Source organism: Horticoccus luteus, assembly GCF_019464535.1.
Classification (GTDB): Bacteria; Verrucomicrobiota; Verrucomicrobiia; order Opitutales; family Opitutaceae; genus Horticoccus; species Horticoccus luteus.
In genome coordinates, this window is sequence record NZ_CP080507.1 from 1,148,487 (window position 1) to 1,164,761 (window position 16,275).

At 64.0% G+C, this 16,275-nt stretch carries 12 protein-coding genes; 7 read left to right on the plus strand and 5 right to left on the minus strand.

The features are described 5' to 3' along the window. The first annotated feature begins 26 nt into the window (after positions 1 to 26). The 5 genes from K0B96_RS04585 (at position 27) to K0B96_RS04605 (ending at position 8,076) form a co-directional block, all read left to right on the plus strand. A complete protein-coding gene (locus K0B96_RS04585) occupies positions 27 to 968 on the plus strand; it encodes a ring-cleaving dioxygenase (RefSeq protein WP_220164334.1) in 942 nt (313 codons plus the stop codon). Between the two features lie 171 nt (positions 969 to 1,139). Next, complete coding sequence (secA, locus tag K0B96_RS04590; protein WP_220164336.1) at positions 1,140 to 4,109, plus strand: preprotein translocase subunit SecA; 2,970 nt, start codon at positions 1,140 to 1,142, stop codon at positions 4,107 to 4,109. A 57-nt stretch (positions 4,110 to 4,166) separates the two neighbouring features. After that, positions 4,167 to 5,843: an apolipoprotein N-acyltransferase gene (lnt, locus tag K0B96_RS04595; RefSeq protein ID WP_220164338.1), complete on the plus strand. Its 1,677-nt coding sequence runs from the start codon at positions 4,167 to 4,169 to the stop codon at positions 5,841 to 5,843. A 259-nt stretch (positions 5,844 to 6,102) separates the two neighbouring features. Then, positions 6,103 to 7,302: a TIM barrel protein gene (locus K0B96_RS04600; protein ID WP_220164340.1), complete on the plus strand. Its 1,200-nt coding sequence runs from the start codon at positions 6,103 to 6,105 to the stop codon at positions 7,300 to 7,302. Between the two features lie 171 nt (positions 7,303 to 7,473). Further along, positions 7,474 to 8,076 carry a hypothetical protein gene (locus K0B96_RS04605; RefSeq protein ID WP_220164342.1) on the plus strand — a complete coding sequence of 201 codons (603 nt, stop codon included), beginning with the start codon at positions 7,474 to 7,476 and terminating at the stop codon, positions 8,074 to 8,076. A gap of 43 nt (positions 8,077 to 8,119) precedes the next feature. Here the strand turns inward: K0B96_RS04605 and K0B96_RS04610 are convergent, their stop codons facing one another. Continuing rightward, positions 8,120 to 9,307 carry a sialidase family protein gene (locus K0B96_RS04610; protein ID WP_220164344.1) on the minus strand — a complete coding sequence of 396 codons (1,188 nt, stop codon included), beginning with the start codon at positions 9,305 to 9,307 and terminating at the stop codon, positions 8,120 to 8,122. 144 nt (positions 9,308 to 9,451) lie between these two features. On the opposite strand from K0B96_RS04610, the gene K0B96_RS04615 reads away from it, so the two are divergent. Further along, complete coding sequence (locus K0B96_RS04615) at positions 9,452 to 10,000, plus strand: DUF421 domain-containing protein (RefSeq protein ID WP_220164346.1); 549 nt, start codon at positions 9,452 to 9,454, stop codon at positions 9,998 to 10,000. Here the strand turns inward: K0B96_RS04615 and K0B96_RS04620 are convergent. Further along, the gene (locus K0B96_RS04620; protein ID WP_220164348.1) at positions 9,957 to 10,244 is read right to left on the minus strand and encodes a GNAT family N-acetyltransferase; all 288 of its coding nucleotides are present in this window, start codon (positions 10,242 to 10,244) and stop codon (positions 9,957 to 9,959) included. The genes K0B96_RS04615 and K0B96_RS04620 overlap by 44 nt on opposite strands. A gap of 198 nt (positions 10,245 to 10,442) precedes the next feature. Between K0B96_RS04620 and K0B96_RS04625 the strand changes: the two genes are divergently transcribed. After that, positions 10,443 to 11,381 carry an SDR family oxidoreductase gene (locus K0B96_RS04625; protein WP_220164350.1) on the plus strand — a complete coding sequence of 313 codons (939 nt, stop codon included), beginning with the start codon at positions 10,443 to 10,445 and terminating at the stop codon, positions 11,379 to 11,381. Between the two features lie 61 nt (positions 11,382 to 11,442). Here the strand turns inward: K0B96_RS04625 and K0B96_RS04630 are convergent, their stop codons facing one another. The 3 genes from K0B96_RS04630 to K0B96_RS04640 all read right to left on the minus strand — a co-directional run bounded on the left by K0B96_RS04630 (position 11,443) and on the right by K0B96_RS04640 (position 16,155). Continuing rightward, a complete protein-coding gene (locus tag K0B96_RS04630; RefSeq protein ID WP_220164352.1) occupies positions 11,443 to 12,297 on the minus strand; it encodes a hypothetical protein in 855 nt (284 codons plus the stop codon). Between the two features lie 121 nt (positions 12,298 to 12,418). After that, complete coding sequence (locus tag K0B96_RS04635) at positions 12,419 to 13,849, minus strand: arabinose isomerase (protein WP_220164354.1); 1,431 nt, start codon at positions 13,847 to 13,849, stop codon at positions 12,419 to 12,421. 32 nt (positions 13,850 to 13,881) lie between these two features. After that, on the minus strand, positions 13,882 to 16,155 hold the full coding sequence (locus tag K0B96_RS04640) for an alpha-L-rhamnosidase-related protein (RefSeq protein ID WP_220164356.1): 2,274 nt from the start codon (positions 16,153 to 16,155) through the stop codon (positions 13,882 to 13,884). Positions 16,156 to 16,275 lie beyond the last annotated feature (120 nt).

A 16,275-nucleotide genomic window follows, 5' to 3' on the forward strand; every position in this document is an offset into this window, starting at 1 on the left:
GCGGGGAAGCGCGGCATGCTAGGCGGATGCAGCTCACGGGAATCCATCACTTGACGGCGGTCACCGCCGACGCAGCGCGAAACCATGCGTTTTACACCCAAACGCTGGGCCTGCGTTTGGTGAAGAAGACCGTCAATCAGGACGACGTATCGGCCTACCATTTGTTTTACGCCGATGGCCGCGCCACGCCGGGCACGGACATGACGTTCTTCGAGTGGCCGGTGCCGCGGGAGCGGCGGGGCACGCACAGCATTGTGCGCACGGGCTTTCGCGTGGCGGACGCGGCGGCGCTGGCGTGGTGGGCGCGCCGTTGCGACGAGTTGGAGGTGAAGCGGGGCGAGATCGGCGAACGCGATGGGCGGGCGACATTGGAAATCGAGGACTTCGAAGGGCAGCGGCTGGCGTTGGTTGTCGATGGCGGGAAGAGTGAGGCGCATCCGTGGTCGCGCAGTCCGGTGCCGGCCGAGCATCAGATTCGCGGGCTGGGGCCGATCACGTTGAGCGTGCCGCGGCTCGAGCCGACTGATCGGGTGTTGCGCGACGTGCTGGCGATGCGGCGCGAGCGGAGTTACCGCACGGAAAGTGCCGGAGAAATCCACGTCTATGCGATGGGTGAGGGCGGGCCGGCAGCGGAACTGCACGTGAGCGTGGAGCCGTCATTGGCGGCGGCGCGGCCAGGCGCGGGCGGCGTGCACCATGTGGCGTTTCGCACGCCGAACGAGGATGAGTATCGCGCTTGGGCCGAGCGCTTGGCGACGAAGGGCGTGCCGACGAGCGGCCCGGTGGACCGTTACTATTTTCGCAGCCTGTATTTCCGCGAGCCGAATGGGATCTTGTTCGAGATCGCCACGGATGGACCGGGTTTCGCGGCGGACGAACCGATGGAAGCGCTCGGTGAATCCCTCGCGTTGCCGCCGTTTCTCGAACCGCGCCGCAGGGAAATCGAAGCGGGATTGAAACCGTTGTGAGGCGGCAAGGGGCGACACCGCGCCACGCGGCGCTATCCAACCGGCAAAACGGCGGGAGCGGCGGCGGAGAAGAAAGACCGGGGCCGACGCGTGTTAGGGAGCAAAACGGTGAGGCGCGGACGGATTTGTCATTTGCCAACCTCAGGGTGTCCCGTATGATCCCAACCTTTCATGATTTCGTTTCTGCTCAAACGGTTTTCTGGCCGGCACTATAAGAAGTTTCTCGAAAAGTGCCGCCCCGTCGTCGCGCGCATCAACGAGCTGGAGCAATCCTATCAGCCGCTTACGGATGATCAGCTCCGCGCCAAAACAGATGAGTTTCGGGCGCGATTGAAAGCGGGCGAGACGCTCGACCAGATCCTGCCCGAGGCGTTCGCGGCGGTGAAGAACGCGGCACGTCGGCTCTGTGGCCGGACCTTTGTGGTCTGCGGGCAGGAATTGACGTGGGACATGGTGCATTTCGACGTGCAGTTGATCGGTGGCATGGCGCTGCACGAGGGGAAGATTTCGGAAATGGCGACCGGCGAAGGCAAAACCCTTGTCGCGACGCTGCCGTTGTATCTGAACGCACTCAACGGCCGCAACGCGCAGTTGGTCACGGTTAACGACTACCTGGCGCGCCGCGATTCGGAGTGGATGGGAAACCTCTACAACTTTTTGGGCATCACGGTGGGCTGCATCCAGCAGCAGATGGAATCCGATTTGCGGCACGAGATGTATGGCCGCGACATCACCTACGGCACGGCGAGCGAGTTTGGATTCGATTACCTGCGCGACAATGGCATGGCCACGCGGGCGGAGGATCAGGTCCAACGCGATCACTGGTTTTGCATCGTGGACGAAATCGATTCCATCCTCGTGGACGAGGCGCGCACGCCCCTGATCATTTCCGGACCGGCACCGATCGAACGGGAGCAGCCGTTCACGCGGTTAAAGCCCGGCGTGGATCAGTTGATGGCGGAGCAGACGCGCTTGTGCAACCGGCTCGTGAGCGAGGCGAAGGAGATGCTGGAGCGGCCCAACCCGGATCGCCAGGGCGCCGCGCGCAAAATGCTGCAGACGAAAATCGGTCATCCGAAAAACAAGCAGTTGTTGCGTCTGATGGAGAACCCCGAGTGGCGGAAGCTGCTCGACAAGGTCGACGTCGAAATGAACTCCGACCTGAACAAAGGGGAGCTCTACGCGTTGAAGGAAGAACTCTTCTTCTCGATCGACGAACGGCAGCACCAGGCGGATTTGTCGGAGCTGGGCCGGCGGCGGTTGCGGCCCGACGATCCGGATGCGTTTGTGCTCCCGGATCTGGCGACGGAATTCAGCGAATTGGACAAGGACAACGGGATGTCGCTCGAAGCCCGCGAGCAGCGGAAGCTGGCATCGCAGCAGCGTTACGCGACGATTTCCGAGGACATCCACGCGATTTCCCAGTTGTTGCGCGCCTACTCGCTTTACGAGCGCGACGTCGAATACGTCGTGCAGGAAGGCAAGGTGATGATCGTGGATGAGAACACCGGCCGCGTGATGCCGGGCCGGCGGTGGTCGGACGGTTTGCATCAAGCGGTCGAGGCGAAGGAGAACGTCATGATCGAGCGCGAGACGCGCACCTACGCGACGATCACGATCCAGAACTATTTCCGCATGTATGAGAAGCTGGCCGGCATGACCGGCACGGCGGAGACGGAAGCGACCGAGTTTCAAGACATCTACCGGTTGTCCGTGCAGGTCATCCCGACGAACAAGCCGTGTATTCGCATCGACCGGAATGACTCCATTTTCAAAACGCGCCGCGACAAGTTTGCCGCGGTGGTGCGCGAGATCGAAGCCGCCAACAAGCGCGGGCAGCCCGTGCTTGTCGGCACCGTGAGCGTCGAGTCGTCGGAGGTGTTGTCGCGAATGCTGAAGCGGTCGGGCGTCATCCACACCGTGCTCAACGCGAAGTATCACCAGCAGGAAGCGGAAATCGTCACTCGGGCGGGTCAGCGCGGAGCGGTGACGATCGCGACCAACATGGCGGGCCGCGGCACCGACATCAAACTAGGCGAAGGCGTCCGCGAGGCGGGCGGACTTTACGTGGTGGGCACGGAGCGGCACGAATCGCGACGCATCGACCGGCAGTTGCGCGGCCGTTGCTCGCGCCAGGGCGATCCCGGCCTGACGAAGTTTTACCTCTCGTTGGAGGACGACCTCATGCGGTTGTTTCTCCAGGGCAACCTCGCCTCGAAGCTGATGGAGGGCTCGATGAAGGAAGGCGAGGAGCTGGAGCACCCGTGGCTGAACCGCTCGATCGAGAGCGCGCAGAAAAAAGTGGAGCAGCAGAATTACGCGCAGCGGAAACGCCTGTTGCAATACGACGATGTGCTCAACCAGCAGCGCGAAGTCGTTTACGGCATCCGCAACGCGGCGATTCACGCGGAGCGCCCGAAGGCCATTATCTTTGAGCAGGTGGAGGAAGAAGTCGCGTCGCGTCTGGACGCGGCCGGCTATGGCGACCGGCACGGCGTGTCGGAGGCGGCGGTGGAGAGCTTCATCGGTTGGGTGAACTCCCATTTCCCCATTTCGCTGAAGCCCGAGGAACTCGCCAACGGCGATATCAGTTCGCTGACGCCGAAAATCGTCGAACGCATCAAGACGGCCTACGCGGTGAAAGAGTCGGTGGAGATGCCGGAGGCGCTTGGTTCGCTGGAGCGCTACGTGGTGATCAACGCCATCGATCATCACTGGCAGGAGCATCTCACGGAGATGGAAGAACTGCGCAAAAGCATCGGCCTGCGCAGCTACGGCCAGAAAGATCCGCTCCAGGAATACAAGAGCGAGGCCTACACGTATTTCGAGGAACTGATGAACAACGTGCGGCTGCAAATCTGCACAGGGCTGTTTCGGAGCGCCACGAATCTGCAGTCGTTCGAAAACATGCTCGCGATTCTCGCGCGCAACGCCCGCACCGTCGGGCCGGAGAATGCGCCCGTCGCGACCGGCGTTTCCACAGGAACGACGTCGGCTCTGCCGCCGGGCGCCGCCGCGGCCCCGGAGCGCGAACTCGAGTTGCCGAAAGTGACGATCCGCCGCGAGCTGCCGAAAGTCGGCCGCAACGATCCGTGCCCTTGTGGCAGCGGCAAGAAATACAAGCACTGCCACGGGGCGTAAGCGCGCGCGACCGGCTTAATCCTTGAAGGGCCGGCGCGTTTGCCGGCTAATGCGCGCATGGCGACGCCGTTGTCTGAAGTCGATCCCTACGACCTGCCGCCGCCGTTCTGGCAGCGCTACTCCGACCGCACGGGCGCGGCGGTCGTGTTCGTGGCGACAGTGGTGCTGGCGGTGTTGTCCTTCCCGCCTTTCCACGCGCCGGAGTTCGCGTATGCGATGCTCGTGCCGGGTATCTTTTGGGCGTATTTGCGTCCGTCCTTCCGCCTCTACGCGACAACGATGCTGGGCGCGCAGGCGGTGGCGTGGACGATCATTCTCGGCTGGTTGCACAACGTGACGTGGGTCGGGTTGTTTCTGCTGGGGCCGGTCGTCGGTGTATGGATCGGGCTGTGGTATCTGGCGGCGTGGTGGGCGATGCCGCGGTTTATCGGACGGGCGACGCCGATCAGGCTTGGCGCGATGCTGGGCCTCGCGGCGGCGTGGGTATTGATCGAGTGGACGCGGTCGTGGTTGATGGGCGGTTTTCCGTGGCTGCCACTGGCGGCGAGCCAATGGCAGCGGTCGAGCATACTTCAAGTGGCGTCCTACACCGGCGCGGGCGGAATCTCGTTCGCGCTCGTTGCCATCAACATCGGCTTCGGTGCGTATGCCCACCGGCTCTTTCGGGAAGGCGAGCGCGGACTGCGGAAGCGCAGCCAGGAATTTTTTCTCGCGCTGTTTCTGTTGCTCGTCTGCCTCTCGGTGCACGTGCAGGAAGCGTTCAACCGCGCGCGTTTCACGGTGCCGTTCGGGCGCATCGCGCTGGTGCAGCCTTACGTGCCGCAGGAGGTAAAATGGAATCCGGAGCGTGCGCCGGCGATTTTGACGAGTTTGCAAGAGCTCACGTTGCGGGCCGCGCGCACCGCGCCCGACTTGATCGTGTGGCCCGAGGCCGTCACGCCGTGGGCGGTGCACGGCGACGCGCGCGTGCAGGCGTGGACGGAGCAGTTGGTCAAGCGCGCCAACGTGCCGCTGTTGCTTGGGTCGATCGCGATCGAGCACAATGGCCAGCCGGATGAGCAGTGGTTTAACGGCGCGTTTCTCGTGACGCCCGCGGAGGGGTTGCTGCCGGGATATTATGCCAAGCGCCATCTCGTGCCCTTCGGCGAATATGTGCCATTGCGGCCGGTGCTGGGATGGCTGGGGAAGTTCGTGCCGATCGGCGATGACTTCGCGCATGGCGATGTGCCGCAGCTCCTCATCACGCCCCTGGCGGGAGCGGCGGCGGCGGTCGCGCCGTTAATTTGCTACGAGGATATTTATGCGAGTCTGGCGCGTTCGAGCGTGCGGGCGGGCGCCGATCTGCTCGTCGTCATCACGAACAACGCGTGGTTTGGCGAAGGGGGCGCGGCGGAGCAGCATGCGGCGCACTCGGTGTTGCGGGCCGTGGAAACGCGGCGTCCGGTGATTCGTTGTGGCAATGGGGGCTGGAGTGGCTGGATCGACGAGTTTGGCAACGTGCGGACGGTGCTTACCAGCGAAGGCCACGGGATTTTCTTTCGCGGCACGGAGACGATTTCGTTGAGTCGCGATGTGCGGTGGATCGGCCGCGCCACATTTTATGTGGAGCACGGCGATTGGTTTGTCGCGGCCTGTGCGGTGCTCTTTGGGCTGGGCGCATGGCTGCTGTGGAGCGCGCCCGCGCCAGTCGTCGCGGCGCCAAGCGAAGAAAACGAAGCGCCGCCGGTGGAGTGATTCAGCGGGGCCGCTGCGGGGTGCGGGGGACCGGGAGCGGGGGCTTGGTTTTAGCGACGATGCGACGGCGCGACCGCGCCCGCGGCCGGGCCTGCGGGTGGGCCGGCAGCCAAGGCTGGTCAAGACGCAGACAGGCATCGCACATGTCGCCAGCCAACGCGACGGCCCGCGCCGGGGCAAGACTGCGCGCGGGTGAACGTTCAAAGGCGCGCGCATTTTCAGGCATGACTTTGTGACGTCCGCGCAACATTAACCGGCCATGACTCCGAAACTCCTCCGCCGCGCGCGCGAAGCGCTGGATTCCTTTGCCATCGAGACGCCCTCCTGGGGCTTCGCCGACACCGGCACTCGCTTTGGAAAATTCTTCCAGGATGCCGCGGCCATCGATTTGAACGACAAGCTCGCCGACGCCGGCGAAGTGAACCGCGTGACCGGTTGCTGCCCGACGGTGGCGGTGCACGTGTTGTGGGATTTCAAAGCGGGCGACGATCCGAAGAGAGTGGCGAAACTCGCGCGGCAGCACGGCGTGCAGATCGGCGCGATCAATCCGAATTTGTTTCAGGATCAGTGTTACAAGTGGGGTTCTTTCGGTCACAACGATCCCGCGGTGCGTGAGCATGCGCTGCAGCATTGCTACGACTCCATCGCGATCGGGCAGGCCGTCGGCAGCGAATACGTTTCGCTCTGGTTTGCCGACGGCACGAACTATCCCGGTCAGGGCAGCATCCGCGAGCGCAAGGCGTATTTCACCGCCGCGCTGCAAGCTTGCCACGAGAAGCTCTCGGCGAAGCAGACAATGCTCGTGGAATACAAGCCGTTTGAGCCGGCGTTCTATCACACGGACATCGCGGATTGGGGCATGTCGTATCTTCTGTGCAAGAAAGCGGGACCGCGTTCGAAGGTGCTCGTCGACACGGGCCATCATTACAGCGCGCAAAACATCGAGCAGATCGTGGCGTGGTTACTCGACGAAGACATGCTGGGCGGTTTCCACTTTAACGACCGGCGCTACGCCGACGACGATCTCACGCTGGGCTCGATCGATCCCTACCAGGCGTTTCGGATTTTCCACGAAATCCATTTCTTCGCCGCGGATCGTGGGCGCATGCCGAAGATCGCTTACATGATCGACCAGTCGCACAACGAAAAACCAAAGATCGAGGCCACGATTCAAACCGTCCTCATGGCGCAGGAGCTGTATGTGAAAGCGGCGCTGGTGGACCACGCGGCGTTGCGGAAAGCGCAGGCGAAAAACAACGTGGTGGACGCGGAACTGGAGTTGAAGAAGGCGTTTTTCACTGACGTGGCGCCGGCATTCGCCGCCTGGCGCAAGGCGAACAAACTGCCCGCCGACCCGCTAGCCGATCATCGGAAGAGCGGCTACGAGCGTCAGGCCGCGACGGAGCGCAAGCGCCGCCGCCAGGAACTCGGCATCGTGCAGGGCGGCGGTTACGCGTAAGGATTTCTCGTTGCGCGACGAATCCGCCCGCGGCGTCATGCCGCCGGGCGGAGCGGAGCGCGAAACGAGTTTCGCGATCGCGGCGTGGGCGCACGATGCTCGCCGGGCGCGGCGCAGTGATAGTCAGGGCCGAAGTGGTTGCGACCCGGTGGAGGCGCGCTAGGGTGCGTGATGGCGAGGGTATTCCTTCTTTCGCCGGCTCATGCGGGTGGGCGGCGCGCGACGTATTTGTTCAATCCGGCGGCGACTTTTGCCCTGGCGCGACGGTTGCACGCCGGCGAAGCCGTGGCGTTGGGGGAGATATTTGAGTTTCTCAGTGGTTTGTATTTTCGCGGAAAACGCGCCTATGCGGCGGTGTTTGGCGGGTCGCTGGCGGGTGGCGCGGGCTCGTGGGTGATTACGACGACGCGCGGCCTCATGCCGACGGAAACGCCGGTCACGTTACGCGAATTGCAGGAGCTCGGCGCCGTCGATATCGACGCCGGAGAACCGCGCTACCGCGAGCCGTTGATCGAGTCGGCGAAGGAACTGGCGGATCGCGAAACAGCCGACCTCGTGCTGCTCGGCAGCATCAGCACCACGAAATACGTCGAACCGCTTTCGGCGGTGTTCGGTGAGCGGTTGTGGTTTCCCGCCGAGTTCGTCGGGCGCGGGGACATGAGCCGCGGAGCGTTGTTGCTGCGGCGCGCGCGGGAAGGCCGCGAACTGGAATACCAACGGCTGGCAGGGGTTGTGCAGCGCGGACCACGGGCGCGCCGTGCGAGTGAGACGTGAGGCCGGCACGTGCGGCCCACATCAGGAAGGCGGGCGCGGGGGATTACGGACGTTTTTGCGCGGCGAGAATCGCGTCGAGCTGAGCGAGTTTAAAGCGCACCGCGACGATGTAGGGCGGCTCGTCTTTCGTCCAATGGCCGTAGGTGATGGCGACGATCGTGCCGTCGGCGAGCGTTTCGAGACCGGAGTAACCACAGTCCCAGCCCCAGTTATTTTGCATGAGGCGCACGCGGTAAGCGCCGGGGCGATCCTGCACGAGGTCGTCATAGGTGCCGACCCAGCCGAGCCAATCTCCATTGGTGGGCGAAGCGCGGTTGGTGTCGCGAAACACGACGACGAGCCGGCCGTCCGGCGCGTAGGTGAGCATGTGGCGATCGCCGACCATGGTGACGGGCAATGGCTGCGGGTCCGACCACGTGCGGCCTTCGTCGTTGGAAAAAATAATTTGGGAGAGGTGATTGTGCGAATCTTCACGCAACAGCAGCGCGATCTGCCGACCATCAGGCGAACGCACGAAACCTGGCTCGCAGAGGAGGAGATCGGAGCGGTTGATGAGGGCGCGAGGCTCGCCCCAGGTGAGGCCGCCATCGGCCGACTCGACCTGATAAATAGCGTAGGTCAGGGGAGAGGTTTTTTTGCCATCAGCCCGGAGGAAACGCCCGTCATCGTTGAACCAGGCGAGGTAGTGTCCGGGTTGCCCGCGCACGGCGGCGACGCCGCCCATCACGACAATCCCGCCCCAGTCGCCGACGGGTTTCAGCGGACTCCACGTGGCGCCGTCATCTTCCGAAACCGAGAGGCGCGCGGGATAAAGACCCGACCATAAAATGAGACGCTTCTTGCCGCGAGCGTCGACGACGCGGTGAATGGTCGGCGTTTCGAGCGAGGTCGACCAGTTGTCCGGCACCGGCAGACGGTCCGACCAAGTGAGGCCGCCATCCGTGCTGCGTTTCAGAACGATGAGGCCTTTGCCATGACCTTTCGGATAAACGCAAAGGATCGTGCGCCCGTCCTCCAGCAGGACGGAACTCACATGCCCGAGATACTGACCGGCCTCGCGATCCACCACGACTTGGAATTGCGAATCCGCCGCGAGGTCGACGAACGGGTAAAGCTTCACGCTGTCGGGCAAGCCGAGATACTCGCCCGGCAGTTTGGGCGGAGGACCGCCGGCGAAGCTCGTCAATCCACTGAAAGTCATCACGGCCATGAGAGCGAGGGGGCGTAACATGCGTCGAGCACAACAAACGAGGCAGAGGGGACGAGAAGAAATGCGCCACTCGATGGAAAACCTGCGGAGGAGGGGACGATCGCGGGCCCGCGTTTTGGCGTCTCAGCTGATTTGAACGCCGACGGAAGCCGCGTAATTTCCGACATGTTGAATCCCGGATGGAGCAACTTGGAGCAGGCGTTCGGTTGGAACGTGGCGGGTTCGCAGCTCGGCGTGTGGGCGATGGTGTTGCGGGCGATCGTGGTCTTCACATTCGCAATCGTGCTGCTGCGTTGCAGCGACCGACGTTCGATCGGTCACAATGCGAGTTTCGACGTGGTGCTCGGAGTGATCTTCGGGTCGGTGTTGAGTCGGGCGATCAACGGCAGCGCTCCTTTGCTGCCGACCCTTGCGGCGAGCATTGCCATGGTCGCACTGCACCGGTTTTACGGCACGCTGGCCTTCCATTCGCATCGTGTGTCACAGCTCGTGAAAGGGCGCGACCGGCTGTTGGTGAAAGACGGGAAAGTAGATTACGAGGAGATGAAGCGCGCGAAAATCACCCTCGACGATCTGCTCGAAAACATGCGCTTGCACGGCAACGTGAATCAACTGGCAGGGGTGCAGGAGGCGCGCCTCGAGCGCAGCGGCTCCATCAGCGTGGTCTTCGTCAAGCGTCCACGAGCGACTGATACCCAGGGTGACGGGAAATGAAGCGGGCGACGTAGGAGCATTGCGGCACGACGCGGCGCGCGTCGGCGCGCGCGTCGTCCAGCGCCTGCCGCACGAGTTGCTCGGCGAGGCCGCGACCCCGCAGCGCGGGCGGCACCCACGTGTGGGTGAAGGTGATCGTGTGACCGTCGATCTGATATTCGGCCACAGCCACGTCGCCGTCGGCGGCGAGTTCATACCTGTGGGCGGCGGCGTTGTGGCGGACGACGGGGAGGGGTTCGCTCATACCGGAAAGTGACCGCGGAAACGGGCGCGACGCAACCCAGGCACGGGAGAATTCGCCATGGTTCGATCCGTCCGCGGCCCTATGCGGCGCGAGGAAACGGATGTGGCGAAGAGGTGTCTCGGGGCGGTCGCGCATAGCCGCCCGTTGCCGACGGCGGCTGAATTGGTGCGAGGAAGATAGCTTTCAAAAACCACTTTTATGAGTGCTCAACGTAAAGGAGGCCGACCGATCCCGGACCGCCCATCCGGCCACGGAAAACCGCAGATGCAAAGCGAGCCGATGCCGCCGTTTCCGAAACAGAAACAGAAGCAACCCGGTTTGGAGTCGAAGATGAAACCGGCGCCGCACTACCAAGCGTTGAATTACAGGCCGGCGGGGAAACTGCAGGGCAAGGTGGCGTTGATTACGGGCGGCGATTCCGGCATCGGCCGCGCGGTGGCGGTGCTTTACGCGAAGGAAGGCGCAGATGTGGCCATCGTTTATTTGCCGAAAGAACAGACTGACGCCGAGGTGACCCGCTGCGCGATCGAGGCGGAGGGGCGCCGGTGCATTCTGCTGCCGGGCGATTTGAGCTTCGTGGATTTTTGCAACCACGTCGTGGATCTGACGGTGCGGGAGTTGGGGCGTCTCGATATTCTCGTCTCGAACGCCGCCCATCAGAACCGGAAGAAGTCGCTGGAAGACGTGACAGATGAAGAATTCGACCTGACTTTTCGCACAAATATTTACGCGCTGTTCTGGCTGTCGCGCGCAGCGCTGCCGCATTTGAAGGCGGGCGCGAGCATCATCGCGACAAGTTCAGAGACTGGTATCATGGGGTCCGCCATGCTGCCGGATTACTCGGCGACAAAGGGAGCGATCAACGCTTTCGTGAAAACCCTCGCGCAAGATTTGATACCGCGGGGAATCCGCGTGAACGCGGTCGCGCCCGGGCCGGTCTGGACGCCGCTCAACGTTTCGGATCAAGGGGCGAGCGCGGAAAAGGTCAGCCTGTTTGGCAAGAATTCGCCGATGAAGCGGCCGGCGCAGCCGGAGGAGTTGGCGCCCTCTTATGTGTTTCTCGCTTCCGATGCGGACTCTTCGTTCATCACGGGAATTGTGCTCCAGGTGATGGGCGGCGAAACGACCGGGGGATGAGTGCGGCGGCGCCGCCGTCGCGCGCGTGAGAAACTTCGGCGGACCGCGGCGCGCGCCCGCCTCACTTGTCGGCGGGAAACGGCAGCGTGGCCGCGGTGGCTCCCGCCTTGGACGCATGCGCCGCGTTCCATTGCTGGACGTAGTTTTGCGCCTGTTCGCGGGTGGAGGAGCGAAGTTGCTCAAACTCTTTCTGCTCGGGCGGCGTTTGCTGGTAGCGAGCGGCGAGTTGCTTGAGCTGGTCGGGTTTCCACGGCAGGCGACCGGCGGTGCGCAGATCGGTAAACAGGCTTTGAGCGCGCACGAGCTCGGTGGCCAAGGACGAGAGGGTGGATTGCATGTCGGCATCCCACGTCGTGACCGCGCGGACGTAGGCGTTGACGGAATCCAGCGGAGCATCGGCGGCGGGCACCGCGGGTGGCGCGGGGCGTTGCGGATTGAAGAAGATGGCGTGGCCTTCCGGCGGCATGATCGAGGCGAGCTGGGGAACGATCGCCGCGCGTGGCACGGTGACTTCGGCGACGTTTTCCGGTCCGCCAGGAAACGCGGCGACGCTGTTTTCCGCGATGAGGAGGGCATCCATTCCCGCGGGTGCGAGTGGGACGCTGGCCTGCACGTGGTCGCCCGTCGTTTCGACGGTCATTTCGTGCGACCACCAGATATACTTTTCGGAAAGGATGGTGAATTCACCCTTGGCGGGAGCGTGGCCGCCGAAGCGATCAGCCCGGAGCTGAAACGTGACGGTGGCAGCGGCGTCGTCGCCTTGGGCCGCCGTGACGGTGACGGATTCTTGTTCGCCGAGGGGAGCCCGATTCGGTGCCGCCGCCGAGGCGGCGCTGACAATGGCAAGGCAACCCAGTGCCCAGAGAAGAGGGCGGAAGCGAACGACGGGGGTGGAAGCGAAGGAAGGGCAGATCATAGCGAATCTCCGTTGCGAGGGTTCGCGCGCCGCAGTGGCGCGGCGCGCCATTTTTCGCACAGACCGATTTTCGCGCAAAAGGTTCTTTTTACGCGCTGCCCATTTTACGCCACGAGGCCGCTCAGCAGACGCGCATCACTTCGAGACCGAGGAGATGGCCGAGGTGTTGGAGGCGGTCAGTGAGGTGGCCGAGGCCCACGGCGCAATGATGCGCGGGGCCGTGGGCGTTCCACCGGTTGACGAATTCCCGCGCGCCGATGCTGAAGCGATAGCGGCTGTTGGTGTTGCCAATTTCGAGGATGGGACCGGGCACTGATTCCGCTTCGGCGCAGAGCAGACTCAATCTACCCTCGCGACTTTCGACGACGGAGAGAAGCGTGACGGGGCCGTGTTTCACGGCCATTTCTACGGAAACTCCGCGACCGACCTTGCCGTGGTAAACGCGGAGCGGCCGGACCTTGGTTCGACCTTGGGCAATGCGCAGGTGACCGGGGCCGTCGTGGCCCATGAGCACGACGTCATCCTTGAAATCCATCGCGTAGTATTCTGTGAACGAACCGCCCGCGCCGAAGAGATCCATGATCTTCATCGCCTGCGCGTTCTTCACTTCGTATTCGCCCGCGACCGGCACGCCGCGACTGGTGAGCAGGGAGGTGCCGAGAATGATCGACGCCATCGTCGCTTCGTTTTCAGGCACGCCGCTGCCTTTGTAGAAGTAGGCGAGCGACCCGAGTTGGTAGTCGGCTACCAGATGGTCGAGCGCGACCGACGTGCGCGCCGCTTCGGCCAAATCGTCGGCCTGGCAATCGGCTTGGACGTCGAACTCGGCGTGGAAATCCTTCACGCGCGCCGCGACGGCGGCGGGCGCGACCTCGCGGCGGCGAGCAGAGAGTTCATCCACTTCAAGAATCTCCACGTGCGTGCCGAACGTGGCGCACTGGAGGGTGACGTCGGAGTAAATGTCGAGCATGCCGCCGTAGTAGTGGCCCATGAGGCCGAGGCGGTTGGTGCTCATGCGGGCGGCGACGCGCGCGGCTTCGATCCAGCCATCGATCTCGCGCCAGCAAATGGGGTCATCCTCCAGCACGCCAGTGACCTGATGAAAGCGGACGCCGGCGCGTTTGAACACGTTGGCGATCTCCGGCACCGGGCACGCGGAGCAGTGCGCCAGCCATTCGCCGGTCATGGCGGTGCGATCCGTCATCCGGTTAAATTTTTCGTAGTCGATCGCGGCGGCCGGGGCGAGATTCAGCACGATCACAGGCACTTTCGCGCGGAGCACGACCGGGAGAACCGTCGACGAAAGCGCGTAGGTGGTGACGTGGAGAAAAATGATGTCCACCTCTTGGCGGCGAAACTCGCGCCCTGCGGCGTAGGCGCGATCGGCGTTGTCCACCAGGCCAAGGTTGACGATCTCCACGCCGGGGCGGGCGAGCTTGGCGGCGACGCGGCCGAGGTAGCCTTCGAGGCGCGATTGGAGGCCGGCGAACTGTGGCCAGTAAGCGTCGAGACCGATGCCGAACAAACCGGCGCGAAGAGGCGGAATTTCCATGGCGAGAAAATAGCGGATGATCGTGGGAGGCGCTAGCGCACAAGCGCGACAGGCCAGCGGCGTTCGTAGCGGCCGGCGATTCGCGTGGGCGTGGCGGCGTCCGGGAATTGCACGTGGATGGGTGTGGCGGATTCGAGGGTGTAACGAATCTCGCTCGCGTTTCGCTCCCATCGCACATGCACCACGTCGGTGCTGCCTGCGATCGGGAGCGTGCCCTCGGCGCGCGGATGCGAGCCGGTCCGGAGCGTAAAATCGAAGTGGCGTTCGCCGCGGTCGGCGCGCGGTTGCAGGCCGAGGAGAAAACGCGACAGCTGCCACGTGGGGCAACCCGCCCATTGGTGGCAGTGGCTCCAGCGCGGATCGAACACCTCGAGCCACGTCGTGCGCCCGCCGCCGAGCGACCAGCCCCAGCAAGCGCGAAATTGCGCGAGGACGAAGTCCATTTCGCCGCGCGCGATCAGCAGAGGCATCGCGTAGTTGCCGAAGTAGGGTGTGATGAGGCGCGGGTTATTGGCGGCGGGATCGCTGAGGCGCGGCGCCGTGGGGTCGTTGGGAAAGCATTGCAGCATGTGGCGTTTGATGAACGCGACGGCGGCGGATTCGTCGGCGGCCGGGAAGAAATTCAACCAGAGGCCGAGAGCAGTGCGATGATAGCCGATGCGCGACCAGGCATCGTCGCCGGACGAAAACTCGGCGGCGTAGTAGGCGGCGATGATCGCCCGCAGGGCGTCGGCTTGCGTGCGGTAGTGGGCGGCGCGCGCAGGGCGATCGACGGCTTCGCACCAACGGATCATATCCCGCAGGGCGGCAAGATAATGGAGGTTGAGTGCCATGTCGGTCGGACCGGGATTGCGCACGTAGCCCCAATCGACAAACGCCCAGCCGAGCTCATTGCGCACGCCGTCGGGCCCGGACTGCGCGGCGAAGGCGTCGAGGTTGCGCTCGGCGAACGGAAACATTTCTTCGAGCAAGGTGCGGTCGCCCGTCAGCGCCCAGTAGTGCACGCACGCGGTGATCCATTGCGCGGCGTAAGTGGAAAGGTAGGCCGCGCCGCCGGGGCACAGGCCGGCGACGAGCCCGTCGTCGCGGGCGCACTGGGCGCATTGGACGAGGCCGCGGCGGCACAGCCGCAAATCGGCGAACGCCACGGCGGCGATATCCATGCCGACGGTGACGACATCACCGGCCCATTCGCCGCGTTCGCGCGTGGGATTGTCGACGATGGCATCTTCCGCGCAGCCGCGATGTGTTTCCACCCCGACAGACCAAATCTGATCAAGCAAGGCGTCGCCCGTATGCAGGGAGCCTTGCGCCTCGCGATAGTAGGCGCGCTCCATGATCTCTTCGCGGAGAAACTTCACGGTGGCGGGCTCGGCGATGACGTGCACTTCGAGAAAGCGGCCGCCCTTCGGTGTGAGCGGAAAAAACTCCTGCGGTCCGCCGCGCGCGACGTAGTGATCGAGGTTGCACGAATCGCCGTCGGACAACGTGATCCACGGGGCCACGCGGCCGCGCGTGAGCGCTTCCGCGTAGGCGAACTCGACGACGGCGCCGGCGGGCAGGTCCAAGGTGAAGCGCGGTCGCATGAGGCGGACCCGCCCGAGGTCGTAGCGCCGCCAGACGCCTTGCGGTGGCAGATCAGCCGGCGAGAGTTCGCGGAGAAAAAAGCGCGCGGCGGGATTGTCGCGCTCGTAGCCGAATTCTTCGACCAGGGTGCCAGCGGCGAGCGTTGTGACCGGCAGCATGAACGCCCCGCAGTTCGCGGTGGTGAGCGGCGTCAGTGGGCCGAGCGGGCGCGCCACCGGAGCCGGCGAACTCCAAGCGGAATCGTCGAAGGCCGGCGTCTGCCAGAGCGGAAGTGCGCGCGTGTCGCACCACTCGATGAAGCCGAGTTGCGGGTTGATGCGGCGTGAGCCGGCGAAGTAGCCGGGGAGCCGCTGGGCACGCCACGCGATGGGAAGTTCGCGTCCGCTGGTCAGCGCGCGGCAGTGGAGAAAGGGTTCGAGGGGGAGGAGGAGTCGCGTCGATTCTCCGATGTGATGGACTTGCACCGCCAGCACGTGGCGGCCGGCGGGAAGGGTGGCGCGGAAGATCTGGTATTCGGGGAAAGGAGCGAGAAACCGCGCGGGACCTTCGGCAAAAAATTCGCCGTCGAGCCAGGCGACAAACCAGGATGCGCCGAAGAGGCGGAACTCCACCTCGGCGGGGGCCGTGAGCTCGAAACCGCCGCGGAATCCCGCGTAGGTGTTTTTCGCTTCCGCAGCGACGTCATCGACCCACAGGAAAACCGGGGCGGGAGAGGCCATAGACGAGAACCTCAATCGTTCAGCGGCGCGAAGCGCAAGGGGAAGCGGGAGACGGCGGCGAGTTTTCTTTTGGTCCTTACGGGGAGATGCCCCATGGCGGCGCCAACGCGGGGGTCTATA

What these genes read in the sequence shown, in the direction of transcription:
- K0B96_RS04585 (WP_220164334.1), top strand. Translation starts at nt 27, where the DNA reads ATGCAGCTCACGGGAATCCATCACTTGACGGCGGTCACCGCCGACGCA.
- secA (WP_220164336.1), top strand. Translation starts at nt 1,140, where the DNA reads ATGATTTCGTTTCTGCTCAAACGGTTTTCTGGCCGGCACTATAAGAAG.
- lnt (WP_220164338.1), top strand. Translation starts at nt 4,167, where the DNA reads ATGGCGACGCCGTTGTCTGAAGTCGATCCCTACGACCTGCCGCCGCCG.
- K0B96_RS04600 (WP_220164340.1), top strand. Translation starts at nt 6,103, where the DNA reads ATGACTCCGAAACTCCTCCGCCGCGCGCGCGAAGCGCTGGATTCCTTT.
- K0B96_RS04605 (WP_220164342.1), top strand. Translation starts at nt 7,474, where the DNA reads ATGGCGAGGGTATTCCTTCTTTCGCCGGCTCATGCGGGTGGGCGGCGC.
- K0B96_RS04610 (WP_220164344.1), bottom strand. Translation starts at nt 9,307, where the DNA reads ATGTTACGCCCCCTCGCTCTCATGGCCGTGATGACTTTCAGTGGATTG.
- K0B96_RS04615 (WP_220164346.1), top strand. Translation starts at nt 9,452, where the DNA reads ATGTTGAATCCCGGATGGAGCAACTTGGAGCAGGCGTTCGGTTGGAAC.
- K0B96_RS04620 (WP_220164348.1), bottom strand. Translation starts at nt 10,244, where the DNA reads ATGAGCGAACCCCTCCCCGTCGTCCGCCACAACGCCGCCGCCCACAGG.
- K0B96_RS04625 (WP_220164350.1), top strand. Translation starts at nt 10,443, where the DNA reads ATGAGTGCTCAACGTAAAGGAGGCCGACCGATCCCGGACCGCCCATCC.
- K0B96_RS04630 (WP_220164352.1), bottom strand. Translation starts at nt 12,297, where the DNA reads ATGATCTGCCCTTCCTTCGCTTCCACCCCCGTCGTTCGCTTCCGCCCT.
- K0B96_RS04635 (WP_220164354.1), bottom strand. Translation starts at nt 13,849, where the DNA reads ATGGAAATTCCGCCTCTTCGCGCCGGTTTGTTCGGCATCGGTCTCGAC.
- K0B96_RS04640 (WP_220164356.1), bottom strand. Translation starts at nt 16,155, where the DNA reads ATGGCCTCTCCCGCCCCGGTTTTCCTGTGGGTCGATGACGTCGCTGCG.